This window comes from Janthinobacterium sp. GW822-FHT07A03, assembly GCF_058798815.1.
Map to the genome: position 1 here is coordinate 1049562 of NZ_JBXAKW010000001.1, position 25398 is coordinate 1074959.

The window sequence follows — 25398 nt, forward strand, 5'->3', positions numbered from 1 at the left end:
ATGATGCAAAAAGCACGAGACAAACTGCGGGAACTGCGCGCCCTCCACGACGACGGGCTGCTCAGCGAGCAGGAATTTGAACGCCGCAAGAACGCCATTCTCGACGCCGAGTACGCGCCGCCCGGCGCCGCTCCCGTGGCCGCGCCGCTGCCCGTACGCCAGGGCACGGAGCTGGGCTTCATGACGGGTCAGGAAATCGGCCCGCAAAACCGCCGCTACCGGCTCGAACGGCTGATCGGCACGGGCGGCATGGGGCAAGTGTGGCAAGCCACCGACCTGGCCACGCACGCGGAGCTGGGCAGCAGCGAAATGGTGGCGCTGAAGATTTTGCCGCCGCAGCTGACGCAAAGCGCCACGCATGCCAAGCTGCTGATCGAGGAAGCGACCCAGGCGAGGAAGCTCGCGCATGAAAATATCGTGCGCGTCTACGAATGGGCGCAAGACCCGGCCACGGCCAGCTATTTCATCATCATGGAATGCCTCGATGGCGAAGACCTCGAGCACTATCTGGCGCGCGAGGGCGCGCTGCCCCTGTCCACGGTGCAGGAACTGCTGCAGCCGGTGGCCGACGCCCTGTCGTATGCGTGGGAAAAGCACAAGCTGGTACACCGCGACATCAAGCCGGGCAACGTCTTCCTGACGGCGAAGGGCGACGTCAAGCTGCTCGACTACGGCATCGCTTCGCGCGTGCGCAATGCGGACAGCAGCCTGGCGCTGGACATGCCGAATGCGGGTACGCACGGCTACCGGGCGCCCGAGGCCGGCGCCAACCAGCGCCAGCCCAGCCCGCGCCTGGACGTGTATGCGGTGGCCGTGATGATCTATCAGATGCTCGAAGGGCGCATGCCGTTCGACGACGCGCGCAGCGCCAGCCATCTGCCCTCGGCGCCGCAAGCGCTCAATGCGCAACAGTGGCAAGTGCTGCAGAACGGGTTTTCGCTGACGCCGGAATTGCGTCCGCAATCGGTGCAGGCCTTGCTGGAAAGCCTGGAACGCGCGGCCGGGCCGTCGCCCGAAGAATTGGCGGAGCAGGCGCGCCAGCAGCAGGCGCGCGCGGCGCAGCAGCAAAAGGAGGCGGCGCTGGCCGCCGAACAGGCCCGCGAGGCGGCGGTCAAAGAGGCGCGCGCGCGCCAGGAAGAACTGGACCAGCGCCGCAAGGCGGAAATCCAGGCTGCGGCGCTGGAAAAGCAGCGACTGGACAAACTGCGCCGCGAGCAGGAGGCGCAGCGCCATTTCGAAGCGGAAGAGGCGCGCAAGCTGCGCAAGGAAGCGCTGCGCGGCCAGCTGCGCGCGCGCCGCGAAGCCGATGCCGCCACCGCCTTGCAGGAACACCAGGAATTGCAGCGCAAGGCCATCGTCGCCAAGGCGGAGGCGGCCTACCGCGCCGAGCAGGAACGCGCGCGCCGCGAAGAGGCCAGCCGCGCCGCCGCAGCAGCAGCTGTCCCCGCGCCGGCATCCGCGCCGGCGCCGGAAGCGGAATCGGAACCCGAACATGCGCAACCGGTGGCGAATGCGGAAGGCGTCTTGCGCGACGATTTTCTCGACGGCTCGGGGCAGGGGCCGGAACTGGTACTCATTCCCAGCGGCCGCTTCCAGATGGGCGCGCACGAGACGGAACACAAGGCCGCCATCCAGGCGGGCTCGCAACAGGCCTGGCTCGAGCGCGAGATGCCGCAGCACTGGGTCGGCATCGAGCGCCCGTTTGCGCTGGCGCGTCACCCTGTCAGCGTGGGCGAATGGCGCGCCTTCGTCAAGGCGACCGGCTGGGCGGGCGGTTCCGAGACGGACTGGGACAATCCCGGCTTCGTGCAGAACGAGCAGCACCCGGTGGTGGGCGTGAGCTGGAATGACGCGCAGCTGTACCTGGCCTGGCTCAGCGAGCGTACCGGGGGCAAGTACCGCCTGCCCAGCGAAGCGGAATGGGAATACGCATGCCGCGCCGGCACGCGCACGGCTTTCAACGTGGGCGACACGATCAGCACCGAGCAAGCCAACTACGACGGCCTGTATGTGTACAACGGCGGCCCGCGCGGCGTGTACCGGGGCGGTACCAGCCCGCTCGGTACCTTCGCGCCGAATTCCTGGGGCCTATTCGACATGCATGGCAATGTGTGGGAATGGGTGCAGGACGTGGTGCACGACAATTACGAAGGCGCGCCCGTCGATGGCAGCGCATGGGAAGAGGGCAGCGACAGCAGCCGGCGCATCCTGCGCGGCGGCTCCTGGCTGTACCACCCGCGCTATCTGCGCTCGGCCCTGCGCAACGGTTTTTCCACCGTGCTGTCGAACGACATCGTGGGGTTCCGGGTGGCGCGCACGCTCGATTGATTTATTGTCAAATATGTCATCTTGACGGATACTTCATGCACCCTAACCGTGCTGGAGTCTCCGTGTTCAAACGCCGCCTGCTGTCCTTCGTGTTCGCCTGCCTGCCCATCGCCGCCCTGGCCGGCGATCTGCCCTCCTATCCCTTCATCCATGCGACCGGCACGGCCTACAGCTTCGTCACGCCGGACCTGGGCGAGATCGACTTCGATGTCAGCGCCTTCGATCCCGCGCCGGACGTGGCCACGGCGCTGGTGCAGACGCGCATCGCGGAAATCAAGGCGCTGCTGGTGGAGCAGGGTCTGGCCGAAGCGGCGGCCGGCATCGAGGTGCGCGACGTGCGCAAGGAAATCCGCAAGGGCGCGGAACAGGACCCCGTCAATCCGCAGTACGTCATCAAGGCGAGCGTGCATATCAACGTAGCCGATTTGTCGAAATGGCCTGCCGTCATGCGTCCGCTGCTGGCCATGCCCAACCTCGATGCGTTTGCCGTCACCTTCGGTGCCAGGGAGCGCATCCGCCTGGAAGAGGAACTGATGGGCGAGGCCGTCAAGGATGCGCAGCGCAAGGCCGACGCCATGGCGCGCGGCTTCGGCAAGCGCGTGGGCGCCGTGGCAGACATTTCCTCGGACCAGCTGAAAAACCTGGGCAATGCGGTGGGCCTGGTGCCGTCCGACCGCTACCAGCGCGCCAACAGCCGCCAGCGGCAAAACCCTGACGACATGCTGATGGTCACCGCCCTCAAGATGGGACAGACGGTCGATGCCGTGTTCCGTATCAAATGACCAGTTAGCAGGGAGCGGGCTGCGCCAAGCGGGCAAACGGTGTAAATTGTGGCTTTCCAAACGCACCAAGGAACGCCATGACCATCAAAGCCATCCGCGACCAGTCGCAACCCATGCGCCACATCGTGCACGTGCGCGATCACATCATTTCCGCCGACGCCTCGGTGGAGGAGGGCGGCGGCGACGCCGGCCCGTCGCCGCACGACCTGTACGACGCGGCCCTGTCTGCCTGCAAGGCGCTCACCGTCGTCTGGTACGCCAAACACAAGGGCATCCCGCTGGAACACGTGGAAGTGTCGACCGAGCGCGATGCCAGCGAAGAGCGCAAGGGCGTGTACCGCCTGGCCGCCACCCTGCACCTGACGGGCGAACTGACGGATGCGCAGCGCCAGGAATTGCTGGCCGCGGCCGGCAAATGCCCACTGCATAAATTGATGACGGCGGTGACCACCGAAGTGACGACGGTGCTGGCATGAGCGCGGCCATCCTGAAAAGCCACGAAAAAGACCTCGGCGGCGGCTTTGTCGTGCGGCGTCTGCTGCCTTCCGCCGTCAAACAGGCCGTCGGTCCCTTCATCTTCTTCGACCATTTCGGCCCCATCGACGTGGCGCCCGACGCCAACCACGACGTGCGCCCGCATCCGCATATCGGCCTGGCCACCGTCACTTATCTGTTCGAGGGCGCGATCGACCACCGCGACAGCATCGGCTCGTACCAGCGCATCGAACCGGGCGCCATCAACTGGATGACGGCCGGGCGCGGCATCGTGCATTCGGAACGCACGCCGCACGACCTGGCGGGACAGCCGCACCGCACGCACGGCTTGCAGCTGTGGGCCGCGCTGCCAAAGGCGCACGAAGAGGATGAACCGAGTTTCACGCACACGCCGCAGGCCGACATTCCCGTCGTGCCGCTCGATGGCGCCGTGGTGAAAGTGTTGATCGGCACGGCGTTTGGCCAGACGTCGCCCGTGCGCACCTACATGCAGACGCTGTATCTCGATGTAGCGTTGCAGGCGGGGCGCGAGCTGCGGCTGGAGGGATTGCCGCCGGAAGCGGCGATTTATCCGATCAGCGGGGAGGTGCTGGTCGACGGCGTGGCGCTCGTGCCGCACACCATGGCCTTGCTGCAAGCGGGCGCCGTGCCCGTGGTGACGGCAGGCGGCGGCCCGGTGCAGTTCGTGGTCATCGGCGGCGAACCGCTGGACGGCCACCGCTACCTGTTCTGGAATTTCGTCTCGTCGAGCAAGGAGCGCCTGGCGCAGGCGGCCGACGACTGGAGCGCCCAGCGCATGGGGCAGGTGCCGGGCGAGACGGAATTCATCCCGCTGCCGAAGGCGCCCCTGCGCCCGGCGAGCTAGGACGGGATCAGAAGCGCGCGCGCAAGGTCAGTTGCGCCTTGCGCGGCTCGCCATAGAAATTGCCCCACGCAGGCGCGCCCACTGTCTGGTAGTAGCGTTTGTCGAGCAAGTTCGTCACGGTCAGCGACGCCGTCCAGTTGCGGTCGATCTGGTACGCGGCGCGTGCACTCCACAAGGCATACGCGCCCTGCGCCACGGTCACGTCGCGCGTGATGCGCGAGCTCTCCGTCTGGAAGTTCACGCCGCCGCCCACGCTCCACTGCTGCAAGGCGCCGGGTAGGCGGTAGTCGCCCCACGCGCGCAGCATGTGGCGCGGCGAGTAGGTGCTGGCGAACATCACGCCCGCGTTCGAGGTCTGCTCCAGGTACTTGAAGTTGTTCAGGGTATAGCCGGCGAACAGCTGCCAGCCCGGCGCCACCTCGCCGCTGATTTCCGCATCGATGCCCTCGCTGCGCACCTTGCCCGTCGAGAAATAGCACTCCGTGCCGGACGAGCAGGTGTTCACCAGGTCGAGTTCCGCGCGGTTGCGCTGTTCGATGCGGAACAGCGCCAGCGAGGTGTTGACCTTTCCGTCGAACAGTTCACCCTTGACGCCCACTTCCAGGTTGCGCCCCTTGAGCGGGTCGAGCAGGGCGCCATCGGCCGTGCGCTGGTTTTGCGGCTGGAAGATGTCGGAAACGCTGGCGTAGCCGGACCAGCGCTTGTCGAATGCGTAGATCACGCCGCCATACGGCGTGACCACGCCATTTTCGCGGTACGGGTCGATGTACACCTCGCCCGTGTCGCGGTACACGCTGCTCCATTTGTAGTTCGACACGCGCGCCCCCGCCACCACGGTGAGCGGATCGCTGACGCTGAAGCGCGCCACGCCGTAGGCGCCCGTCTGCGTCATTTTTGTCACGCTGGGGTCGCCCCGGTAGCTGTGTTCGCGGAACCAGGCGTCGCTCGGCTCGGCCACGCCGTGATTCGGCAGCAGCGGATTGTTCGCTTGCTGCAGCAGCGCCAGATTGAAATCGCTGTCGCTTTCCAGGCGGTTCGTGCTGATGCCGGCGCTGAAGCCGTGGCGGCGGCCGAAGGCGTTGAATTTGCCGTCGAGCGACAGGTCGAGGCCCTTGTTGGTGCTGCCGTAGTCGAACACGCCGCCGTACATCATCATGCCAGCCAGGGTGGCGGGATTGATCGCACCCTGGCTGAACATGTATTTCACGTCATGCCGCTCGCGCGTGTAGTTGGCGCTGGCTTTCAGCGACCAGTCGGCGTCGAAGCGGTGCTCGAATTCGGCGAAGACGGCCGTCTGGCGGCTCGCCCAGCGGTTCCAGTCGGCGCCCAGGAAGGTCTCGCGGGGCAGTTTCGGGTCGCTGCCATCGAGGTAACGGGGCATGCCGGAGAAAAACGGCGTCGATTTCAGTTTTTCATGGCTGGCGCCCGTCGTCAGCTTGCTGCCCGGCGCCAGGTCGAATTCCAGCACGCCATACAGCACGTCCGTGCGGCTGTCGGCCACGTCATAGAAATAATCGCGCTGGTCATGCGCGGCCACGGCGCGGCCGCGGATGCTGCCCGATGCGTTCAAGGGGCCGGTGACGTCGACTTCGCCGCGCACATCGTTCCAGCGGCCCGCGCCGAGCGCCAGCTGCACCTGCTTTTCCGCCAGCGGGCGCTTGCGCACCATGTTGATGGCGGCGCCGGGCGAGCCCGTGCCCTGCAGCAGTCCCGTGGCACCGCGCACGATCTCCACGCGATCGAGCATGGCCGTGTTGCTGGTGAAGCTGTTCGCCTGCGGGTAGTACATGGCGCGGTTGACGCCGTCGAACTGGTAAGTGTCGACCATGAAGCCGCGCGAATACACATAACGCCCGCCCATGGGGCTGTCGTACATGGTGATGCCGGTGGTGTTGGCCAGCACGGCGTCGATGGTGTTGAGGTTCTGGTCATCCATTTTCTGCCGCGTGACGACGCTGACGGATTGCGGAATCTCGCGCAGGGTCTGCACGCCCTTGCCGACGGTGACGGCGCGCGCCGCGTACGAGTTGCTGTGTTCACTGACGGGGTCGCGCTCCATGCTGGCGTTCACGACCACGGGGGCCATGGTCTTTTCCGTGCCCGCCGCCGTTGCGAAGGGGGCGGCCGCCTGGCGCAGCACGTAGGCGCCGTTCGGCAGCTGCACCGCTTCCAGGCCGCTGCCGGCCAGCACCTGGGCAAAGCCCTGCGTCACGTTGTGGCTGCCGCGCACGCCGGGCGAGCGCAGGCCGCGCGTCTGCGCGGGGTCGGTCGACAGGCTGACGCCGGCGGCCACGGCAAAGTCGTTCAGGGCGGTGGCCAGCGGGCCGGCCGCAATGGCGTAGGCTTGCGGCGCCGCGCTTGCAGCGGCGGCCTGGCCTTGCGCCAGCGCGGGCGCGGCGATGAAGGCGGCGGGGGCGGCGCAAGCCATGGCGAGGACGGCCAGGCGGATGGCGCGCGCGGCGGGATGGAGGACGGGGGTGGTCGGCTGCATGCTCGGTCTTTCTGCTCAGGGTATGGTCAATGGTGGATGAATCGGCTTCTTACCTGTCAAGCCGAAGCAGCGCAGCGAAACATCAACCCCTGGCGCAAAAAAACTGAAAATAATTACGTTGACCGGGCCGACACGGTGGCCCAGTAGCGCGTGAAGTAGCTCACTTGCAGCCCGTGCGAGGCGCACAGGCTTTCCAGCACGGCGTCAATATCGTCGAGCCGGTAGGTGCCCGTGACGGGGCGTTGCGCCACGCCGGCGTCGCACGCCAGGCGCCCGCGCCGGTAGCGCGCCAGCTCCTGCACCAGCTGTTGCAGGGGCCAGTCTGCCGCCACCAGCATGCCGCGCAGCCAGCTGTCCTGGTGCGCGGGCATGGCCAGCACGGCTTCCAGGCCGGTGCCGCCAAAGCGCAGCTGCTGCCCCGCTTCCAGGCGGCGCACGGCGTCCGGGCGCGCCGCGCAGCGCACTTCCACGGCGCGTTCGAAGACGCTGACGACGCTGTCACCGTCATCGCAGCGCACGCCGAAGCGCGTGCCCAGCGCGCGGATTACGCCGTGCGGCGTGTCGACGAGGAAGGGGCGCGCATCGGGCGCCGTCGTGATCATGATTTCGCCATGGTGCAGGCGGATGCGGCGGCGCGCGGCGTTGTAATCGACGTCGACGGCACTGTCCGTGTTCATCTCCATGTGCCCGCCATCGGCCAGCGCCACGTGGCGGCGCTGGCCCGGCGCCGTGCGCAAGGACGCCGTCCATGCTTGCCAGGGGGCGGACTGCAAGCCCGCCTGGCCCAGCACGATGCCGCCGCCGGCCGCCACCAGCATGGCCAGCACTTTCGCGGCGCTGCGCCGGCGCTGCTGCGCCGCCTGCAGGGCGGGAATTGCCAGCGCCGGCGGTATGATGGCCAGCTGGTTGTCCATGCGCTGCAGCAGCTCCCAGGCCCGTTCATGCTCGGCGCTGGCGTCGCGCCATGCCTGCAGGGCGGCCGGGTCGGCGCTGCCGCACTGGCGCTCCACATGCCAGTGGGCGGCGGCGGCCAGCACCTTGCGGGCGATTGGCGCTGACTGCGGGGTGGAAGGGGAAAACATCAGCCGGCCGCCAGCATCAGGCATTCCGTGTAGGCGCGCACCAGGTGCTTTTTCACGGTCGGCAGGGAGACGCCCAGGCGCCGGCTGATGTCCACGTAACTCAGTTCTTCGATTTGCGCCAGCAGGAAGATGGTCCGCGTGCGCGCGCCCAGGCGGTCGAGCAGGCGGTCGATGGCGAGCAGGGTTTCGATGATGATGGCATGCGTTTCGGCGCAGATCGATGCCGGCTCGGCTTGCTGGGCCAGCGCTTCCAGGTAGGCCTGTTCCAGTGCCTGGCGCCGGTAGCGGTCGATCAGCAAGCCGCGCGCGATGGTCGCCAGGTAGCCGCGCGGCTCGCGCAGCGGTGTCATCGGTGTCACCTCGCGCTTGCCCAGCAGGCGCAAAAACGTGTCCTGCGCCAGGTCGGCCGCCTCGGCACGGTTGCCCAGCTTGCCGCGCAGCCAGCCATACAGCCAGCCGTGGTGTTCGCTGTACAGAGTACTCAGGTGGCTGGCATGGGTGGGACTGACGGTACTCACTGCGTTCTCCAGGCAAGGGATGGGCTGGGCTGACGGAACGCGGGGTGCCGGCTGGCTGGGCTGTTTGAGAATGATACTCATTATCACATTGCCGCGGCGCCGGCGTCAATCCGCGTCAGCCGCCGAGGCGCCAGCGCTCCTGCCACTGTTGCAGATCCGCCCAGGCTTGCTGCAGGGCAGTGGCGGACCAGTGCAGCAGGGCCTCGAAGGCCAGCACGCTGCGCTGCCAGTGGATGCCGTCAAAAAACACGTGGTCGGCCACGATGGTGGCGGCCAGCCAGGCGGCGATGATGACGATGATGTCGTGGCGGCCGCTTTTCCACCAGCGCAGCGAGTGGCGGCGGAAAATCCATGGCACGCCCAGCGGATTGGGCCAGTCCGCCAGCAGATGCATGATGCCGCCCGCGGCAAAGCCGAACAGGGGCGGCGCCCACAGGTGGTGCGGCAATTGCAGATACGTGTAGACGAGCAGGGCGATCCAGGCCAGGCCCCAGTGGGTCCACGTGCGGTGCGTGATCCACAGCTTGTGCGTGCGCGCCCACCAGGCCACTTCCAGCCAGTCCGGCGCCGTGCCGCCCAGCGCCCCCATGACAAAGGCGAGCATGCTCAGCACTTGATAGGGACCGCCGGCGCCAGCGTGCGCGACCAGGGCTGCGGCGATCACGCCGGCAGCCCAACCGGTCGCATGATGCGCTTTGTTGGAAGCCATAGGAAATGTAAAACGCCGTGTGGGCGCTTTGTGAAGTACGGGAAATATTAACTGGATGAATATACAGTACACAAGGGCGTCGCTTGGGGCTATTTGCGCAATATCTGCTATTAAAGTGTTAAATTGTGTGTCGGGATGAATGCGATGGCGGACTCGGCGCCTGATGCCGGCCGGCCAAGTGTGTTGTGCGGCTGATAATGTATTTGGCGCAGGGCGCGCTATGCTGAAAGCAGTGCCACGTTTTGAAGAGGTCTCGCCATGAAAATCCCGCGCGAATTGCAGATTCCCGCCATCGTGTTTACGCTGGAAGCGGTGTTTATTCTGGGGTTGTCGATGATTTTTCTCGTACTGGTGCCGCGCTAAGTAATCCTCAGGAAATTATTGTGAATTTATGACGAACAGAACCGGATGCTATGCAAGGCACCCGCTGCGACGCAGTGCGAGCACTGCTAGCAGCGGGCAACACAGCAGAGCGCCGGTTATGGAAGTCAGAAATCACAATAATTTATTGGGGGTTACTTAGTGATCAAGGAGATACGAGGAGGCGTTGTCAGGCGATCAGCGCGCTGCTATCGCACAGCTCGGCGCCTTCAGTGCGGATGATCCAGCATTCCGGATACGGTTCGCTGGCGAAACGGTTGTGCCGCGCGAAGCCGCTCAGCTTGTCGAGCGCGGTGGCGGGGGCCAGCGCGGTTTCCTTGCCGCTGGCCGTGTCCAGGTGCCAGAAACCCCCGTTGCGGTGGAATAGCACGGGAAGGCAGCTGGCCTGCGGCGTGGCCAGGTGGCTGGCCGGCGTGGGCTGGGTGTCGGGCAGCAGCAGGTAAAAACACTCGGCGCGGGCGCCGTGGTCGATGCGGTGCAGGATCACGCCGTGCGCGAGCAGGGCCGTGACGCTGAGCACGACGATGCCCTTGATGCTGGCGGACAATTCGATGCGCATGCCCAGGCGCAGGGCGACGGGCTTGTGTTTGCCGGGCCATACGCCATCGAGCAGCATGCCGTAACGCGACACGTCTTCGATTTCAAAGCCTTGCTGGCTGCGCCGGATGATGGCGTGGCGGCCCGACAGGCGGCGCGTCAAGCCATTGTTGTCCTGGCCGTCGGGGCTGAAATGGCTGAGCAGCACGTCGGCTTCCGGGTCCACCAGCTCGAAGCGGCCCAGCATGCATTCTTCCAGCGCGAACAGGCGGATCTGGCGCTGTTCGCCCGCTTCCGGCGCCGCATTGACGAGGCAAGCCGCCTGGCTCGGGTGCGGATGGCAGTGGCTGGCGGCGGGCAGGTCGACTTCGATCAGCTCCTCGTCCCAGGCGATGGTGGTAAAGCCCATGTCGATCTTGCCTTGCGGCGCCGATAAATCCACGTGGGCAATGCCGGCATTGCGCGCGGTGACGTCGAGGTTGCAGCCGTCGCCGCCCGTCACGCGGGCAATCGAGGCGTCGTCGGCCATCACGCGCACATTCTTGTGCGTGCTGAGGAAGATCTGGTGGATTTCCGTCAGGGTGGCATCGCGGCGCGGCACGAGGATGACAAAGGTGCATACCCATTTCTGCGCCACGGCGCCATCGACGTGGCTGTGCACTTCCACCTCGATCTGGTATTGCCCGTGTTCCTTGTTGCGCGAGGAAAACTCGACAAACACGGGGCGCCAGTCGCCGCGCGTGGTGCGCACGAAATCATGCTGGACGGCGCCGCGCGGGATCAGGTCCGAGCGCAAGCGCAAGGTCAGCTGCGGTGCGCAGGCGGCACTCATGCCGCGCAATTCCATTTTCAGGGTTTGCCGTCCGCCTGCCGCACGGGGGTCGAAGCCGCTGATGTGCAGGTGGGATTGTATCGGCTGGTAGGCCGGCGCAGTGGCGGGCGGGACAGCTGGCGCTGGCGTAAACGCTGGCTGGCCGGCCGAGGCCGGCACAGGGCCGGTCACCGCTTGAGCAGCATCGCGAATCACCGCATCTCGAATCACAGCATCATGCGCACGGGCGTGCGGAAGCGCCGTTGCCGATGGCTCGGAACGGGTGCTGCGCAGTGCGGTCAACAGGTCGTAGCTGCTGGGATCAGTCGTCGCTTGCGGGTGGTTGCCCGCGCAGACTGTTTCCCCAGGCAAGACCCAGAACGTACAGTGCGGGTGCTCCGGGTTGCTGCATTTTTTCATGACATTCTGACTCGAATCGAGCGGGGACATTTTGCCCTCTGTTATACATGAGAGCTTACGCGCTTTTGCGCCTGCTTGGCAACTTTCGCGGCGCTGGAATGCGCTCTTTTTGCCCAAATTCATGTCCCTGGTCACAGCTTGTCATGCATGCCATGGAAACTATTGCTTAAAAACACATTTTATGTCTTTCTGGATATGTTATTTTGGCATGTATTTTCAGCTGCGCCGTTTGCTGACGATGACTTCCAGATACTCGCCCGGCACCACCAGCGAGTGGGTGCCCGCCGTATTCAGACGTTCGAGCAGGGCGAACAGTTCCTGCTCCAGCGCCTCGGCGCCGGCCGCGTCCAGCGCGGCAAAGGCCTTGTGGACGGGGCCGTAATAATCGCGGAAGACCTGTACCCAGTGGTGGGCGGAGGCGTAGCGGAAATTGAAGTCCTTGCGCTGGCTGTGCACCTGCTCGGCCGCCTGGCCGAACAGGTCGCGCACATATGCTTCCTCGCCCCAGCGGGCCGGCGACACCACGCCTGGCGGGGGCGGCACATATTTGCCGATGGTCTTGAACAGCTGGCCGATAAAGCCGTCCGGGGTCCAGTTGGCCATGCCGATGCGTCCGCCGGGACGCAGCACGCGCAGCATTTCGCTGGCCGCGCGCCGGTGGTCGGGCGTGAACATGACGCCAAAGGTCGACAGGGCCGCGTCGAAACTGGCATCGGCGAAGGGCAGGGCTTCGGCATCGGCCACGCGGAAGGTCACGGCCAGCCCTTCCGCCTCGGCGCGCGCGCGGCCCTTGTCCAGTAGTGCCGGCACATAATCGGTGGAGACGACGCGGGCAAAGCGGCGCGCCGCCGCCAAGGTGGCGTTGCCGTTGCCGGCGGCGATGTCGATGACGTCTTCGTGGGCGCGGATGTCGGCGGCCTCGGCCAGCGACTCGCCGACCGGCTGCAGCGTCACGCCGATGACGGCGAAGTCGCCGCTGGCCCAGCCTGCTTGCTGGCGCTGCTTGATGGCGGCGTAGTCGGGCGCGCCGGCGGCGCCGGCCTGCGGTGTAGCGATGGTGTTGCTCATGGCATGCTCCTGGTGACGTTGGGAGAGATCCTTCCGTCAGACCGCGCGCCGCGGCGGTGGTTCCTTTTATGCGGGCCGTCGCGAGCGTGGCGGCGTTTTGCATTATGCTGGCGCAACCGTTCCCCCAACGCTGCCTGACGCCGAGAGATGACCATGCCTGTCCAACGCCCGCTTCAGCTTGCCATTGCCTATGGCGCCACCTTGTGTGTATTCCTGTCCATCGATGCCCTGTGGCTGGCGGTGCTGATGAAGCCCGTGTACGCCGCTGCGCTGGGGCCGCTATTGGCGGACACGCCCCGCTGGGCGCCGGCCGTGCTGTTTTACTTGCTGTACGTGGCCGGACTGCTGGTCTTTGCCATCCTGCCCGGCCTGCGCGCGCGCCGCGGACGCACGGCGGCGGCGCTGGGCGCGCTGCTGGGGTTGCTTGCCTACGGCACCTATGATTTGAGCAACTATGCGACCTTGCGCGACTGGCCGCTGGCCTTGACGGCGATCGACATGGCCTGGGGCGCCGCCTTGTCGGCCGTGTCGGCCACGGCCGGCTACCTGGCGGCTAAGTAACCCCCAATAAATTCTTGTGATCTCTGACTTCCATAACCGGCGCTCTACTGCGTTGCCAACTGCTAGCAGTGCTCGCACTGCGTCGCAGTCGGCGCCTTGTATAGCATCCGGTTCTGTTTGTCATAAATTCACAATAATTTCCTGACGATTACTTAGCCGCCTGGGACGGTGAATGCGGCATCGAAGCGCAGCGCCACCAAGGTAATGTTGTCGCTATGCAAGCCTTTTGGCGGGTGTGAGAGAAAGTCGTCGAACAGGGCGCTGACGGCCTGTGCCGCGGTCTTGCCGGCACACAGGGCGGGCCAGCGGGCCATGAGGGCCAGCGGATCGTCGCAGGCCCAGAAACCGTCGCTGGCCAGCAGATAGTGGGCGCCGCGCCGTACGCGCAGCACGCGGCGGTCGCCCAGGTGCGCCAGGAAGGGCGGCAAGGTAGCCGCATCGAGGCCGCGCAGGGGCTTGTCGAGCTGCAAGCTGTCGCTGATGGCGTTGCCTAAAATAAAGGCCTGCGAGATTTGCGGATGGTGCTCGCCATGCACGGCGGCGCGCCAGTGCATCTCGTCGAGGGCGCCGCGCATGGCGTACACGGTGGCCGGCACGTGGTCGACGGTGAGGATGCTGGCCTTCCCGTCGGCAATTTCATACAGGCGCGAATCGCCCACGTGATACAGCAGCGGCGCTTCGCCGGGCGGCACTTCCAGCAAGGTCAGGGTGGTACCCGGCGGACGCGCCTGGGCGGGCGCCGTCCTGGCGAAGGTGTCCTGCAAGCGCGTGTGCAACTCGTCGAGTTTGCTTGCCAGGCTGGCCGTGTCGAGGCAGGCGGGCATGGCCAGCAAGCCTTGCACGGCCGCTTCCGCCGCTTCACGCCCCAGGCCGTGGCCGCCCATGCCGTCGAGCACGGCGGCGCGCACATGGCCGCGCGGCCAGCCCGGCACCTGGCAGTGGAACGGCGCCTGGCGCGACAGGCAGACAGCGTGGCCGCTGGCATCGATCAGCAGGAAGTTGTCCTGGTTCTCGCGGCGTGGCAGGGGCCCGGCGCCCACGCTGGTGCCGGCGGCGGCATCGAGCCAGGGGCCGAAGTCGAGCGCGTCTTTGATTAAATGCATCGGTTGGTGCGGTCCAGGCGGCCAGAAATGTTGATCATAGGACACAGCTTAGCCGATATTGTGCCGCGGCGATACCTTGCCTATCTTGCAAAAAAACCTGCGGCAGCAGGCTGGCGCAGGTTTTTCATGGTGCAGGGGCAGGGCGGTGCTTAACGGCGATGGCCCCAGCCATGGCCACGGCCATGATCATAGTAGTCGTGGCGGCCATGGTCGCGGTAGTAGCCGCGGCCCGGTTGCACGTAGACGACAGCCGGCGGGCCGTAGTAGCGCGGAGGCGGCGCGTAATACACGGGCTGCGGCGCCGGGGCGTAGTACACCGGTTGCGGCGCAGGCGCATAATAGGTTTCGCGGTAGCCGCCGCGATAGCCGCCACGGTCGTAATAGCGGTCATTCGTGCTGATGCTGTTGCCGACGGCCGCGCCCAGCACGCCACCGACGATCGCGCCATTGCGCCCGCCGGTGCTGTTGCCAATGGCCGCTCCGACAACGGCGCCTGCAACGGTATTGAAGTCGCGGTCACCGGCGACTGCGGCCGAAGACACAGCCACTGCCGCTACCATTACCGCACCCAGGAGTTTCTTGTTCAACATGGCATTTCCTTCCATTCCGGCGAGATCACAATGATCTGCATGGACTGGACTATATCTGCTGCCGCAACCTTGTTCCACGTCTAATACAACTTATTACAATCCTGCCCCGGCGGTAACAAGTCAGCGCAGGCGCGCCTGCCATTCGGGGCGCAGCAGGCTGTATATTTTGACATCGCGCATCACGCCGTTGATAAAGAAGGCCTGGCGCATCAAGCCTTCCTGGGTAAAGCCGTTCTTTTGCGCGATGCGCTCGGAGCCGATGTTCAGCGGGTCCATCAGCAGCTCCAGCCGGTGATACGGATAGGCGTTGAACAGGTAGTCGACCACCAGGCGCGTCGCTTCGCTGATGTAGCCGTGTCCATCCCGCTGCCGGTCGAACAGGCGGTAGCCGATCTCGCGCGAGGCTGGCGTGCGGCTCTTGAAGTGCGTGATCGTGCCGATGATGTGCTGGGCCTTGTCCTCGATGAGGAACAATTCACTGTCCTCGGTGACAAAGCCCGATTGCAGGAAGTCGCGCCGCATGGCCTCGGGCGATTTGAATTGCATGGAGAAAAACTCGCCGCGCGAGGGCAGGTCGTTGACCAGGGAAATATAGGTATTCAGGTCGGCGGCCTGCAGATGCCGGACGGTACAGAGTGTTCCCTTGAGCATGGCGGTATCCGGTAGCGATCACGATCTGCATGGTAATCGACTCCGGGGGCAAGAGGCAATCGATCCCGTAAAAGTTGCTGCAATGACAGAATAAATACGCTATCGTAGAAAGCCGCGCCTTGCCCATGGCCACGGCGTACCCGCTTGGACCTCGTTGACTGGAACTGACATCACATGCATACCCTCCTGACTGGCGCGCCACTGCGCCGTTCCGTTTTATCCCTTGCCCTTGGCTGCATCGTCAGCGCCGGCGCCTTTGCCGCCGCACCGGGCAATACGCCGCAAGCGCTGGCGCAGGTGCGCGACACGGCGCTGCAAAGCGACTGGGCCTACGCCCGCCTGGCCGACATGACGGACCTGATCGGCCCGCGCCTGTCCGGTTCCGCCGGCGCGGCCGCCGCCGTGCAGCAGGTGGCCGACGCCATGCGCCAGCTGGGCGCCACCGTCACCTTGCAGCCCGTGAAAGTGCCGCACTGGGTGCGCGGCGTGGAAACGGCGGAAATCGTCGACTACGCGGGCCGTCCGCAGGGCGTGTCGCAGCGCGTGGTACTGACCGCCCTGGGCGGCTCCGGCGCCACCCCGGCCACCGGCCTGACGGCGCCCGTGATCATCGTCAAGAGCCTGGACGAACTCAAGGCGCGCGCGTCGGAAGTGAAGGGCGTCATCGTACTGATCGACACGCCGTTCGACCAGGAGATGGCCGAACGGGGCCTGGCTGGCGTGACCTACGGCCAGGGTTCGCGCTTCCGTTTCAATGGACCGAAGGCGGCGGCCGACCTGGGCGCGGCGGCCGCGCTGGTGCGCTCGATCGGCGGCGCGAACTTCCGCATCCCGCACGCGGGCGCCACGGGCCTCGACGAGAATAAACGCATTCCCGCCGCTGCCGTCACCGTGGAAGACGCCTTGCTGATCGGCCGCCTGGCCGCGCGCGGGCCCTTGAAAATGCACCTGACCCTGACGCCGCAAAACCTGCCGGAAGCGGACAGCTACAACGTGATTGCCGACTGGCCGGGCACGGACAAGGCGGACGAAGTGGTGGTGGTCTCGGGCCACCTCGATTCCTGGGACCTGGCGACGGGGGCGCACGACGACGGCGCCGGCGTGGTGGCGGCCATGGGCGTGGTGGAAACCCTGAAAAAGCTCGACTACCGTCCGCGCCGCACCATCCGCGTGATCGCCTGGATGAACGAGGAAAACGGCGGCCGCGGCGGCCAGGCCTATTTCGAGGCCCACAAGCAGGCGCTTGGCAAACAATATGCGGCCATCGAGATGGACAGCGGCGCCGGCCGTCCGTTCGGCATCCTCGCCAGCGTGGGGCCGAAGTCGGAAAAACTGTTTACGCCGCTGCGCGCGGCCCTGCAACCGATGGGTGCGCACGCGTTTACGCGCCGCGACGCGCTGGGAACGGGCGACCTGCACCGCCTGGAAACGGGCGGCGTGCCCAGTTTCGAGCCGCTGGTCGACAGCCACAGCTACTTCCATTACCATCACACGCCCGCCGATACGCTGGACAAGGTCGACCCGGAGAACCTGAAGCGCAACGTGGCGCTGATGTCGTCGCTGGCCTGGTTCCTGGCCAATATCGATGGCGAGATCGGGCGGGCACCGGAGCAGGGCGAGTAAGATTCCCGCGAACGGCCGTGCCGCCTGACTGGCGCGGTCTCTTGCCGGCATGCCGGCCATTCCTCACTGTCAACGCAGAGAACTCTTATGGCGCAACCATTTTCCGACGTCGAGCACGCCGCAGTCAACGCGATCCGCAACTATCTGCACAGGTATCCGAACAGCGCCGATACGCTCGAAGGCGTGGTGCAGTGGTGGCTGGCAGGTGATTTCCCGCAGGAAATCATCGCCACCGCGCTGGAGCACCTGCTGGCGTCGGGCGAGCTGGAACGGCTCAGCATCGGCCAGCAACAGCTGTGGCGGCGCGCACGGCCGGCGAACGCCGCGCCACCTTATTGCGAATAGCCCTGTATATCGTCCGCCGTATCGTGGCGGATGCCCCACCACGGCAGATACGCATGGTTTTCGCCGCGCGCGCGGAACCACGGCTGGTCGTGGGCGATGGGGCGCACTTTGTCCGGCGGTGCGACCAGAACGCCGGTGACGCTGTCGGGATCGCTGGTGCCCGCCACCAGTACGGGCTGGCCGACGTGGTTGGCATGGGCGATGCCCAGGGCGACATTGGTCAGCGCCGTGCCGGCGCCCATTTCGCCCAGCAGGGCTGGCGTATTGAAGGTTTGCGGCAGGAAGTCGAAGTCCGGCACTTCCAGGCTCAAGGCATGCGCCAGCTGGGCCAGCCGGTCGGAGGAGGCGGGCAACGTCTTGTTGGCGTCGTGGATGACGTAGCCGATCTCTTCTTCCGTCTTGCCGCCCTGGCGCGCCGCCTCGGCAAATACGGCCTGCCAGGCCTGCACGGCGCGCGGCGGCTTGTCACTGGCCAGTGCAAAATCGGCCGTATTCCTCGTGGCCGGATAGCCTATCCACGCCAGTGCCGCCCGCTGCGTCTTGTAGCCGGGGCCGGCCAGGACCAGCAGCACCAGGTTTTCATTGATCTGCATGGGCTTCGGCCGGCTCGGCGCGTCCCAGTTCATGACCCACACGGTTTCCTTCGGATGCGCTTCCAGATAGGCCAGCGCGGCGTGGAGGGAGACGAAGCCCGCGTTGTTGCCGCCCAGGGTGATGCGCACGTCGGGCGGGGTGGCGCGGGTCCAGAGGGTGGGGAAATTGACATTGCCGATGCTGAAGGTATCGGTGATGCGTTCGCGTATAGTGTTTCTTGCCTCCTCTGGATCTAATTTGCCCGCAGGCAGCGCATATTCCACGCGGATGCCTGCCAGTTCACGCCAGTTCTGTTTTTGATCCTTGGGATGGACGTGGTAGAAGTAGGTGGGGCTGGAGTAGTAAATGTCATGAAATAGACTGGTTAATTTCCGCACATATTTATAATGATAGCCCTTGAACGTTTCCGTGCCATCGAGATCGTGGGCAATGGGGGCGACTGCCTGGAGGGTGCTGAAACTGCGGGGATCCGTCCTGACCATATCGTCATTCTTGTTGGGTTTGGCCAGGCCGAGCGTCCAGAGCAGCTGCCACTCGGTCGGATAGTCGAGCCGCTGCAGCGGATTGAGCCACTGCAGGCCTACGACTTGTGCCCGGAAGGGAACTTGGACAGTGGTTTTTGGGAGACCTTCTTCTTTCTGCACCGGCTTCATGGCGCAGGCTGTCAATAGCGCAAACATGGTGAAAGCGGCGACGGCGGCTAATGTGCGCAGCTCGCGTTGATTTATTACGTAAGCCATTAATCCACCTCACTGTGAGTAGCCCTGCATGTCGTCCGCCGTATCGTGGCGGATGCCCCACCACGGCAGATACGCATGGTTTTCGCCGCGCGCGCGGAACCACGGCTTGTCGTGGGCGATGGGGCGTACCTTGTCCGGCGGCGAAACCAGCACGCCCGTGACGCTGTCGGGATCGCTGGTGCCCGCCACCAGTACGGGCTGGCCGACGTGGTTGGCATGGGCGATGCCGAGGGCGACATTGGTCAGCGCCGTGCCGGCACCCATTTCGCCCAGCAGAGCCGGGGTATTGAAAGTCTGCGGCAGGAAGTCGAAGTCCGGCACTTCCAGGCTCAAGGCATGCGCCAGCTGGGCCAGCCGGTCGGAGGAGGCGGGCAACGTCTTGTTGGCGTCGTGGATGATGTAGCCGATCTCTTCTTCCGTCTTGCCGCCCAGGCGCGCCGCCTCGGCGAACGCCGCCTGCCACGCCTGCACGGCGCGCGGCGGCTTGTCCCTGGTCAGTGCAAAATCAGCCACACTTTTCGTGGCCGGATAGCCTATCCACGCCAGCGCCGCCCGCTGCGTCTTGTAGCCGGGGCCGGCCAGGACCAGCAGCACCAGGTTTTCATTGATCTGCATGGGCTTCGGCCGGCTCGGCGCATCCCAGTTCATGACCCACACGGTTTCCTGCGGATGCGCTTCCAGGTAGGCCAGCGCGGCTTGCAGGGAGACGAAGCCCGCATTGTTGCCGCCTAGGGTGATGCGCACGTCGGGCGGGGTGGCGCGGGTCCAGAGGGTGGGGAAGTGGGTGTTGCCGATGTCGAAGTTGCTAGTAATTTCATCTTTTATTGTATGGTGAACTTCTGCCAGATCGAATTTTCCTTCAGGCAGCGCATATTCCACGCGGATGCCGGCCAGTTCGCGCCAGTTCTGTTTTTGATCCTTGGGATAGACGTGGTAGAAGTAGGTGGGGCTGGAGAAATAGATATCGTGGAAATTGCTCATCAGTTCTTGTAAGTACTTCTGGTGGTAACCCTTGAACGTTTCCCTTCCATTGATATCGTGGGCAATGGGGGCGACGGCCTGCAAGGTGCTGAAACCCCTGGGATCCGTCCTGACCATATCGTCATTCTTGTTGGGTTTGGCCAGGCCGAGAGTCCATAACAGTTGCCACTCGGTCGGATAGTCGAGCCGTTGCAGCGGATTGAGCCACTGCAGGCCGACCACTTGTGCCCGGAAGGGAACTTGGACAGTGATTTTTGGGAGACCTTCTTCTTTCTGCACCGGCTTCATGGCGCAGGCTGTCAATAGCGCAAACATGGAGAAAGCGGCGAGCATGGGCAGCGCGAGGAACTGTTTCATGAGGTCTCCAGGTGTATGGACAGTCTGGTGGCCGGCATAGCCCGGCCAGATGGACCAAAGTGTCAGGACAATGATGAAGAGAAATGTGGTAAGCGCCCAGGCCAATCGCTGGCGCGGCGTGGCAATGAACTTACGCACCGTCAGTCCTCAGTGCAAAGTTGGTGGAAGGGGCGGCAGGCCTGGCATTCTGGCGCTCGTCACTGATGCTTTCCGGCTTTTTGGCGGGGCTATCTTTGTCGTTTGCCCATTCAAACAGAGGTACGCCTTTAAATTTTCCCTTGTTGTAATACTCGAAAAATTCTTTGTTTTTGTCGGTATTCTCCAGTCCTCTTAGTATTTGCCAATCCGCCGCAACCCTTAATTCCCGCAACGCCTCCTGCCCGATCGTGCACACCCCCACCGCCACGTCATACGCCAGCGCCTTTTCCGCATGCTCGGGATTGGTCATGATGGTCGAGTGATCGGTGGCGTGGGTGTCGATATTGGCGGCCAGGTAGCTCTGGATTTCGTTCTTGCGCCAGGCATTGAATTCTTTGGAAGCCTCTTCCGGCTCGTCCACCGCCGTCACCGGCTTGCCTTTTTCGACCCAGCCGTCGCGCCTGGCCTGCATGCGCAGCATGCCATTCTGTTCGTAGCGCAGCGCCGCCTCGGTCTGCGCGTCGCCCTTGCCCAGGGATCGGTAAGGCGCATACGCATCGTCGGCTTCGGCGGCGCGGTCCTTGTGCAGGGAGTCGGCGGGCGCATCGCAGTCTTCGTCAAATTGTTCGCTCGTATCGGCAAAGCGTTTCGAATGGGGCAGGAAGGGCTCGGGCAGCCTGGGCGCCTTCATCGGCAGCCGCCAGGTCTTGGGCGGCAGGGCGTTGATGCGCGTGCCTGCAGTCTTGGCGAGAATGATGACTATGGGCGCAAACAGAAAGGTCAGTATCTTGCGGCCGATGCCTTTGCTGGCCCGCATGCCCTTCTCGATCGAGTACTCGGCGATCAGCGAGCGCGGGTGCCAGAAATCGAGGCTGTCCGGCGTCAAGGGCTGGCCATTGCGCTGCCAGATGTCATAGTCCTTCTCATTTTCCTGGCCGACAAGGTGATTTTGCGCAAACACGCGCTGGGTGAAGACCCCTTCGCCGCCCGTATCGGCAATTTCCTGTGCCGACATGCCGCGCCAGCCTATGCCCTGCACGGGCGTGGCGGAAATCACCTGGTCGTGCGGATTGAAATACAAGGTAACCCTGCCATAGGTGGAACCCTGCAAGCCGTAGTCTGCGCGGTCGGACGCGGCCGTATAGCTGTCCTTGCGCGCAGGCTTGCGATTCGCGCTGCACTCATCGACAAAGGCGGCATCCTGCTGCATAGCCGAGCGGGTGCGCAGGATATTGAAAAACGCTTTCAAGGTTTGCGTGCGCGCCTCATATTTTTGCCGGCCCGTGTTGCCGTGCTCATCCTTCAGATGGCCGCTGACCCAGTTTTCCGTGAAGTTGCTGTCGAGCAAGCTGTAGGGCGGGTTGCACAGCACGTAACTGTCGGCCACGGCGGAGGCGCCCAGCGTTTCGCCGAGAAAGGCGGCCGCCATGGCCACCATATTGCCCTGGCTATGGCAGACGATGGTGACGGGCGCGTCGTGCTGGCATGCCCTGATCGACTGCACGAGCCGCGCCAGGCGCCAGGCGGCGAAAACGAAGTACGGGCGCGGCGGGCAGGCATACACTTGCCGGTCATTCGTCGGGTTCATGTGCTGGATATGCATCCACAGGAACAGCTCCTCCGACAAGCCCTGGCCCCACAGCTCAGGCAGGGCGCTGCAGCCGTTGGCGAACGGTCCGCCGCCCCAGTAATTCTTTTCGTTGAGATAGATGCCGTCGCCGAATGCCTGCAACTCTTCGCCGTTGGCCTTGTAGCCCCAGCGAAAGCGGATCACGGGCGAATTGGCGTCGTCCGGCTGCAGAAAGGTAGTGGCGTTGCGCTTGGGATTGAGGAAGCCGTCATCCGTCAGTTCGCGTGCGTAAGTGGCGGCCTGCATCTTTCCGGCGGCCGGGCCCGGGATCTCCAGGTCTTCGTCGCGGCGCTTCAGACGGGCATTCAGCCCGGCGCACAGGCCTTGCTCGGCCTGCTCATACCATTCGCCATCGGAATTGACGCCATGCACGAAGATGACGATGCCGGGACGCGGCAGGCGCGTGACGGCCTTGAGCAGCGCATGGCTGAACAAGGCCGTGCCTTCGGCTTCGGCCAGCAGCAGGCAGTCGGCGCCTGGCGTGTAGTCGGGAAGCATGTGGGCGCTCCGTCAAGGTTCAACAGGAAAAAGCGGCGCCCAGGCGAGCCCGGGCAATCTGCACTGTATGCGGAATGCCCGGGGTGGAACTTGCGTGATGTCAAGAAAGGAGGAGCGGCGGGGACGGGTACCCGCAGGAATCAGATCGCGTTCAGCGGTATCTTGAGATAGCGCACGCCGTTGTCTTCCGGCTCGGGCAGCTTGCCCGCGTTGATGTTGACCTGGATGGCGGGCAGGATCAGGGTCGGCATGTCGAGGGTGGCGTCGCGGCCCGTGCGCATGGCCACGAATTGGTCTTCCGTGATGCCGTCGCGCAAGTGGATGTTGCTGGCGCGCTGTTCGGCCACCGTCACTTCCCAGCGCGGCGCGCGGCCGTTGGGCGGGTAGTCGTGGCACATGAACAGCCGGGTTTGCGGCGGCAGCGCCAGCAGGCGCTGCACGGAGCGGTACAGCAGGGTAGCGGAACCGCCGGGGAAATCGCAGCGGGCCGAGCCCACGTCCGGCATGAACAGGGTGTCGCCCACGAAGACGGCGTCACCGATCTGGTACGCCAGGTCGGCCGGCGTGTGGCCGGGCACGTGCAGCGCGCGCACTTCCAGCTTGCCGATATGAAACACCTGGTCGGGCGCGAACAGCTGGTCGAACTGCGAGCCGTCGGCCCTGGCGTCATCCTGATGGTAGACGGCGGCGAACGCCTGCTGCACCGTCTGGATGGCGGCGCCGATGGCCACGTCGCCACCCAGCTGCTGCTGCAGGTAGGGCGCGGCGGACAGGTGGTCGGCGTGCGCGTGGGTTTCCAGCAGCCAGCGGCACTGCAAGCCATGTTCGCGCACGAAGGCGATCACCTTGTCGGCCGAGGCGGTGGAGGTGCGGCCCGCCTTGGGATCGTAGTCGAGCACGGAATCGATGATGGCGCAGTCCCGGCCATCGGCTTCGTAGACAACGTAGGTGACGGTGGCGGTGGCGGGGTCGAAGAAAGCTTGGATTTGTGGAGTCATCACGGCGGCAAGGGACGGGCAAGGGAATGGCATTATATCGCCAGAGTTCGCTAAAAAAATGCTGCAAATCGACATTTGACATGCGAAAAACAGATATGCGGGCATGCATGCGCCCGTCACAGTCGTGCGCACCCTGACGCTTGCAGCATGGTAACCTCATTCTTCCAAGGAGGAATTCATGAACGATATCACTGCACGCAGCGAACAGTACCGTGGTTTTACGATTTCCGTGACCCCGCAAAAGGACAACGACGATTTATGGGATTTTACCTACCGCCTGCAGCGCGAGGGCGAGCCGGAAGCGCAGGCCATCACGCGCAGCCGCACCCTGGGCGGCTACGCGGCGCCCGAAACCGCCTGCACGGCGGGCCTGGAAGTGGCCAGGACGGAAGTGGATAATCTGCTGCGTCCTTGAGCCAGCGTAAATCGTTTAGCCTGAAAGTCGGCCTGACCGCGCGCCGACGCGTGAAACACGTCGCTAGCGGTCCCGCTTCATGCTACGATTTCCAGTATTGAGTCAGTCAAAGGAGGCACCCCATGAATAGCAGTTCTAACATTCACTATAAAGGCTGGGAAATCGTTCCCCTGGCCGTGCCCACCACCGATGGCAAATGGTCGGCCAGTTGCGATATCGAACGCGCCACCGCGGAAGGCCTGGAAGTATTCGAAGGCTCGACCATGCAGTTCGTGCGCGACGACGAGGAAGGCGCCATTGCCGCCGCCTGCGAAGAAGCCGTGCGCCAGATCGACAACATCATCGCCAATCCGCTGGTGCGGCTGGCCTAGTTTGCCCTCGAGTAGCACTCGTATTCATCACTCGTCTTACTCTCAGCCGGCGCCCGCCGGCTGTTTTTATTGCGCGCCTTGCCAGCCCTGGCCCTCGTCGTTGCTGTTTTCCGGGGTGTTGCATGTTTCATTTAATGTTTCAAAATGGATTACATGAAACAATAATGAAACGTTTTTGACGCCAAACGTGACATCGCTGTTCCGCAGCGCGACAGCTGCGACGCGACGCCAAATGGGCATCTTCCCTGTGTTTTCACTCTGCGGCAGCGGCTTTTTCGCCTGCCTGGATGGCCCTGGCACGGCATTTGCAATACCAGTGTGCATAGCCACTCCGTGAAACATTCGGGACCATCCGAAACCCATAAGGTGAACACATGACTCAATACTCCGCAGGTGCCGCATTCCGCAAGGCCGTCCAGGAAGAATCCCCGTTGCAAGTCGTCGGCGCCATCAACGCCAACCACGCCTTGCTGGCCAAGCGCGCCGGCTATAAAGCCATCTACCTGTCCGGCGGCGGCGTCGCGGCCGGCTCGCTGGGCCTGCCCGATCTGGGCATTTCCAGCCTGGACGACGTGCTGACCGACATCCGCCGCATCACCGACGTGTGCGACCTGCCGCTGCTGGTCGACGCCGATACGGGCTTCGGCGCCTCTGCCTTCAACGTGGCGCGCACGGTGAAATCGATGATCAAGTTCGGCGCGGCCGGCTTGCACATCGAAGACCAGGTGGGCGCCAAGCGCTGCGGCCACCGTCCGGGCAAGGAAATCGTCAGCAAGGAAGAGATGGTCGACCGCATCAAGGCGGCCGTCGATGCGCGCACGGACCCGAATTTCGTCATCATGGCGCGTACCGATGCGCTGGCCGTCGATGGCCTGGAAGCGGCACTGGAACGCGCCGTCGCCTGCGTCGAGGCGGGCGCCGACATGATCTTCCCGGAAGCCATCACGGACCTGGACATGTACGCCACCTTCGCCAAGGCCGTCAACGTGCCGATCCTGGCCAACATCACGGAATTCGGTTCCACGCCGCTGTTCACCCTGGACGAGCTGCGCAGCGCCCACGTGGGCCTGGCCCTGTACCCGCTGTCGGCCTTCCGCGCCATGAACAAGGCGGCGGAAAACGTCTACCAGGCGCTGCGCCGCGACGGCACGCAAAAGAATGTCGTCGACACCATGCAGACGCGCATGGAACTGTATGAATCGATCAACTATCATGATTTTGAGCAGAAACTGGACGCGCTGTTCGCCGCGCAAAAGAAATAAGCAGAAATAAGTAAAGAAGCAGGGACCGCATGCCGGTCCCGCAGTGACGCACCC

24 protein-coding genes are annotated in these 25398 nt (G+C 64.5%); 10 read left to right on the top strand and 14 right to left on the bottom strand.

Going from position 1 to position 25398, the window contains the following annotated elements:
* The 4 genes from AC1RJW_RS04800 to AC1RJW_RS04815 all read left to right on the top strand — a co-directional run bounded on the left by AC1RJW_RS04800 (window position 1) and on the right by AC1RJW_RS04815 (window position 4470).
* The gene (locus AC1RJW_RS04800; protein WP_493043859.1) at window positions 1–2328 is read left to right on the top strand and encodes an SUMF1/EgtB/PvdO family nonheme iron enzyme; all 2328 of its coding nucleotides are present in this window, start codon (window positions 1–3) and stop codon (window positions 2326–2328) included.
* A 62-nt stretch (window positions 2329–2390) separates the two neighbouring features.
* Window positions 2391–3110 carry an SIMPL domain-containing protein gene (locus AC1RJW_RS04805; protein WP_493043861.1) on the top strand — a complete coding sequence of 240 codons (720 nt, stop codon included), beginning with the start codon at window positions 2391–2393 and terminating at the stop codon, window positions 3108–3110.
* A gap of 77 nt (window positions 3111–3187) precedes the next feature.
* On the top strand, window positions 3188–3586 hold the full coding sequence (locus tag AC1RJW_RS04810; protein ID WP_493043863.1) for an OsmC family protein: 399 nt from the start codon (window positions 3188–3190) through the stop codon (window positions 3584–3586).
* On the top strand, window positions 3583–4470 hold the full coding sequence (locus AC1RJW_RS04815) for a pirin family protein (RefSeq protein WP_493043865.1): 888 nt from the start codon (window positions 3583–3585) through the stop codon (window positions 4468–4470). The genes AC1RJW_RS04810 and AC1RJW_RS04815 overlap by 4 nt, the downstream gene beginning before the upstream one ends.
* A gap of 7 nt (window positions 4471–4477) precedes the next feature.
* On the opposite strand, the gene AC1RJW_RS04820 is transcribed toward AC1RJW_RS04815, so the two are convergent.
* The 6 genes from AC1RJW_RS04820 to AC1RJW_RS04845 all read right to left on the bottom strand — a co-directional run bounded on the left by AC1RJW_RS04820 (window position 4478) and on the right by AC1RJW_RS04845 (window position 12487).
* Window positions 4478–6961 carry a TonB-dependent siderophore receptor gene (locus tag AC1RJW_RS04820; RefSeq protein ID WP_493043867.1) on the bottom strand — a complete coding sequence of 828 codons (2484 nt, stop codon included), beginning with the start codon at window positions 6959–6961 and terminating at the stop codon, window positions 4478–4480.
* A gap of 113 nt (window positions 6962–7074) precedes the next feature.
* Window positions 7075–8043 carry a FecR domain-containing protein gene (locus AC1RJW_RS04825; protein ID WP_493043869.1) on the bottom strand — a complete coding sequence of 323 codons (969 nt, stop codon included), beginning with the start codon at window positions 8041–8043 and terminating at the stop codon, window positions 7075–7077.
* On the bottom strand, window positions 8043–8561 hold the full coding sequence (locus tag AC1RJW_RS04830; RefSeq protein WP_493043871.1) for a sigma-70 family RNA polymerase sigma factor: 519 nt from the start codon (window positions 8559–8561) through the stop codon (window positions 8043–8045). Before AC1RJW_RS04830 ends, AC1RJW_RS04825 begins: the two co-directional genes overlap by 1 nt.
* A gap of 115 nt (window positions 8562–8676) precedes the next feature.
* The gene (locus AC1RJW_RS04835; RefSeq protein WP_493043873.1) at window positions 8677–9270 is read right to left on the bottom strand and encodes a metal-dependent hydrolase; all 594 of its coding nucleotides are present in this window, start codon (window positions 9268–9270) and stop codon (window positions 8677–8679) included.
* Between the two features lie 550 nt (window positions 9271–9820).
* Window positions 9821–11419 carry an FHA domain-containing protein gene (locus AC1RJW_RS04840; RefSeq protein ID WP_493043875.1) on the bottom strand — a complete coding sequence of 533 codons (1599 nt, stop codon included), beginning with the start codon at window positions 11417–11419 and terminating at the stop codon, window positions 9821–9823.
* A gap of 216 nt (window positions 11420–11635) precedes the next feature.
* Window positions 11636–12487, bottom strand: a complete 852-nt coding sequence (locus AC1RJW_RS04845; protein ID WP_493043877.1) for a class I SAM-dependent methyltransferase — start codon at window positions 12485–12487, stop codon at window positions 11636–11638.
* 153 nt (window positions 12488–12640) lie between these two features.
* On the opposite strand from AC1RJW_RS04845, the gene AC1RJW_RS04850 reads away from it, so the two are divergent.
* The gene (locus AC1RJW_RS04850) at window positions 12641–13048 is read left to right on the top strand and encodes a DUF2177 family protein (RefSeq protein ID WP_493043879.1); all 408 of its coding nucleotides are present in this window, start codon (window positions 12641–12643) and stop codon (window positions 13046–13048) included.
* Between the two features lie 152 nt (window positions 13049–13200).
* Here AC1RJW_RS04850 and AC1RJW_RS04855 read toward each other — a convergent pair whose 3' ends face one another.
* From AC1RJW_RS04855 to AC1RJW_RS04865, 3 genes are all read right to left on the bottom strand, one after another.
* Window positions 13201–14151: a PP2C family protein-serine/threonine phosphatase gene (locus AC1RJW_RS04855; RefSeq protein WP_493043881.1), complete on the bottom strand. Its 951-nt coding sequence runs from the start codon at window positions 14149–14151 to the stop codon at window positions 13201–13203.
* Window positions 14152–14300: 149 nt separating this feature from the next.
* The gene (locus AC1RJW_RS04860; protein WP_493043883.1) at window positions 14301–14741 is read right to left on the bottom strand and encodes a glycine zipper 2TM domain-containing protein; all 441 of its coding nucleotides are present in this window, start codon (window positions 14739–14741) and stop codon (window positions 14301–14303) included.
* Between the two features lie 120 nt (window positions 14742–14861).
* Window positions 14862–15392, bottom strand: a complete 531-nt coding sequence (locus AC1RJW_RS04865; protein ID WP_493043885.1) for a GNAT family N-acetyltransferase — start codon at window positions 15390–15392, stop codon at window positions 14862–14864.
* 174 nt (window positions 15393–15566) lie between these two features.
* On the opposite strand from AC1RJW_RS04865, the gene AC1RJW_RS04870 reads away from it, so the two are divergent.
* Together AC1RJW_RS04870 and AC1RJW_RS04875 are read left to right on the top strand one after the other, a co-directional pair.
* Window positions 15567–17015 (top strand): M20/M25/M40 family metallo-hydrolase, encoded by a 1449-nt coding sequence (locus tag AC1RJW_RS04870; protein WP_493043887.1) that lies wholly within the window; start codon window positions 15567–15569, stop codon window positions 17013–17015.
* Window positions 17016–17102: 87 nt separating this feature from the next.
* Window positions 17103–17360 carry a hypothetical protein gene (locus AC1RJW_RS04875; RefSeq protein WP_493043890.1) on the top strand — a complete coding sequence of 86 codons (258 nt, stop codon included), beginning with the start codon at window positions 17103–17105 and terminating at the stop codon, window positions 17358–17360.
* Here the strand turns inward: AC1RJW_RS04875 and AC1RJW_RS04880 are convergent.
* From AC1RJW_RS04880 to AC1RJW_RS04895, 4 genes are all read right to left on the bottom strand, one after another.
* A complete protein-coding gene (locus tag AC1RJW_RS04880; RefSeq protein WP_493043892.1) occupies window positions 17348–18694 on the bottom strand; it encodes a hypothetical protein in 1347 nt (448 codons plus the stop codon). The two genes, AC1RJW_RS04875 and AC1RJW_RS04880, sit on opposite strands and share 13 nt — an antisense overlap.
* A 9-nt stretch (window positions 18695–18703) precedes the next feature.
* Window positions 18704–20032, bottom strand: a complete 1329-nt coding sequence (locus AC1RJW_RS04885) for a hypothetical protein (RefSeq protein ID WP_493043894.1) — start codon at window positions 20030–20032, stop codon at window positions 18704–18706.
* Between the two features lie 130 nt (window positions 20033–20162).
* A complete protein-coding gene (locus AC1RJW_RS04890; protein ID WP_493043896.1) occupies window positions 20163–22298 on the bottom strand; it encodes a T6SS effector phospholipase Tle3 domain-containing protein in 2136 nt (711 codons plus the stop codon).
* A gap of 140 nt (window positions 22299–22438) precedes the next feature.
* Window positions 22439–23296 (bottom strand): MBL fold metallo-hydrolase, encoded by an 858-nt coding sequence (locus AC1RJW_RS04895; protein ID WP_493043898.1) that lies wholly within the window; start codon window positions 23294–23296, stop codon window positions 22439–22441.
* Window positions 23297–23474: 178 nt separating this feature from the next.
* Here AC1RJW_RS04895 and AC1RJW_RS04900 point away from each other — a divergent pair, with 178 nt between their 5' ends.
* Complete coding sequence (locus AC1RJW_RS04900; RefSeq protein WP_070257673.1) at window positions 23475–23711, top strand: hypothetical protein; 237 nt, start codon at window positions 23475–23477, stop codon at window positions 23709–23711.
* Between the two features lie 122 nt (window positions 23712–23833).
* Window positions 23834–24082: a hypothetical protein gene (locus tag AC1RJW_RS04905; RefSeq protein ID WP_493043900.1), complete on the top strand. Its 249-nt coding sequence runs from the start codon at window positions 23834–23836 to the stop codon at window positions 24080–24082.
* Window positions 24083–24148: 66 nt separating this feature from the next.
* Here AC1RJW_RS04905 and AC1RJW_RS04910 read toward each other — a convergent pair whose 3' ends face one another.
* Entirely contained in the window at window positions 24149–24406 is a 258-nt protein-coding gene (locus tag AC1RJW_RS04910; protein ID WP_493043902.1) for a hypothetical protein, read from the bottom strand.
* Between the two features lie 50 nt (window positions 24407–24456).
* Between AC1RJW_RS04910 and prpB the strand changes: the two genes are divergently transcribed.
* Window positions 24457–25344, top strand: coding sequence for a methylisocitrate lyase (gene prpB / locus AC1RJW_RS04915; protein WP_070220951.1), 888 nt, complete (start codon window positions 24457–24459; stop codon window positions 25342–25344).
* Window positions 25345–25398 lie beyond the last annotated feature (54 nt).

What these genes read in the sequence shown, in the direction of transcription:
- AC1RJW_RS04895 (WP_493043898.1), bottom strand. Translation starts at nt 23,296, where the DNA reads ATGACTCCACAAATCCAAGCTTTCTTCGACCCCGCCACCGCCACCGTC.
- AC1RJW_RS04835 (WP_493043873.1), bottom strand. Translation starts at nt 9,270, where the DNA reads ATGGCTTCCAACAAAGCGCATCATGCGACCGGTTGGGCTGCCGGCGTG.
- AC1RJW_RS04905 (WP_493043900.1), top strand. Translation starts at nt 23,834, where the DNA reads ATGAATAGCAGTTCTAACATTCACTATAAAGGCTGGGAAATCGTTCCC.
- AC1RJW_RS04825 (WP_493043869.1), bottom strand. Translation starts at nt 8,043, where the DNA reads ATGTTTTCCCCTTCCACCCCGCAGTCAGCGCCAATCGCCCGCAAGGTG.
- AC1RJW_RS04875 (WP_493043890.1), top strand. Translation starts at nt 17,103, where the DNA reads ATGGCGCAACCATTTTCCGACGTCGAGCACGCCGCAGTCAACGCGATC.
- AC1RJW_RS04890 (WP_493043896.1), bottom strand. Translation starts at nt 22,298, where the DNA reads ATGCTTCCCGACTACACGCCAGGCGCCGACTGCCTGCTGCTGGCCGAA.
- AC1RJW_RS04855 (WP_493043881.1), bottom strand. Translation starts at nt 14,151, where the DNA reads ATGCATTTAATCAAAGACGCGCTCGACTTCGGCCCCTGGCTCGATGCC.
- AC1RJW_RS04840 (WP_493043875.1), bottom strand. Translation starts at nt 11,419, where the DNA reads ATGAAAAAATGCAGCAACCCGGAGCACCCGCACTGTACGTTCTGGGTC.
- AC1RJW_RS04910 (WP_493043902.1), bottom strand. Translation starts at nt 24,406, where the DNA reads ATGCACACTGGTATTGCAAATGCCGTGCCAGGGCCATCCAGGCAGGCG.
- AC1RJW_RS04845 (WP_493043877.1), bottom strand. Translation starts at nt 12,487, where the DNA reads ATGAGCAACACCATCGCTACACCGCAGGCCGGCGCCGCCGGCGCGCCC.
- AC1RJW_RS04880 (WP_493043892.1), bottom strand. Translation starts at nt 18,694, where the DNA reads ATGGCTTACGTAATAAATCAACGCGAGCTGCGCACATTAGCCGCCGTC.
- AC1RJW_RS04800 (WP_493043859.1), top strand. Translation starts at nt 1, where the DNA reads ATGATGCAAAAAGCACGAGACAAACTGCGGGAACTGCGCGCCCTCCAC.
- AC1RJW_RS04860 (WP_493043883.1), bottom strand. Translation starts at nt 14,741, where the DNA reads ATGTTGAACAAGAAACTCCTGGGTGCGGTAATGGTAGCGGCAGTGGCT.
- AC1RJW_RS04815 (WP_493043865.1), top strand. Translation starts at nt 3,583, where the DNA reads ATGAGCGCGGCCATCCTGAAAAGCCACGAAAAAGACCTCGGCGGCGGC.
- AC1RJW_RS04820 (WP_493043867.1), bottom strand. Translation starts at nt 6,961, where the DNA reads ATGCAGCCGACCACCCCCGTCCTCCATCCCGCCGCGCGCGCCATCCGC.
- AC1RJW_RS04870 (WP_493043887.1), top strand. Translation starts at nt 15,567, where the DNA reads ATGCATACCCTCCTGACTGGCGCGCCACTGCGCCGTTCCGTTTTATCC.
- AC1RJW_RS04900 (WP_070257673.1), top strand. Translation starts at nt 23,475, where the DNA reads ATGAACGATATCACTGCACGCAGCGAACAGTACCGTGGTTTTACGATT.
- prpB (WP_070220951.1), top strand. Translation starts at nt 24,457, where the DNA reads ATGACTCAATACTCCGCAGGTGCCGCATTCCGCAAGGCCGTCCAGGAA.
- AC1RJW_RS04885 (WP_493043894.1), bottom strand. Translation starts at nt 20,032, where the DNA reads ATGAAACAGTTCCTCGCGCTGCCCATGCTCGCCGCTTTCTCCATGTTT.
- AC1RJW_RS04810 (WP_493043863.1), top strand. Translation starts at nt 3,188, where the DNA reads ATGACCATCAAAGCCATCCGCGACCAGTCGCAACCCATGCGCCACATC.
- AC1RJW_RS04865 (WP_493043885.1), bottom strand. Translation starts at nt 15,392, where the DNA reads ATGCTCAAGGGAACACTCTGTACCGTCCGGCATCTGCAGGCCGCCGAC.
- AC1RJW_RS04850 (WP_493043879.1), top strand. Translation starts at nt 12,641, where the DNA reads ATGCCTGTCCAACGCCCGCTTCAGCTTGCCATTGCCTATGGCGCCACC.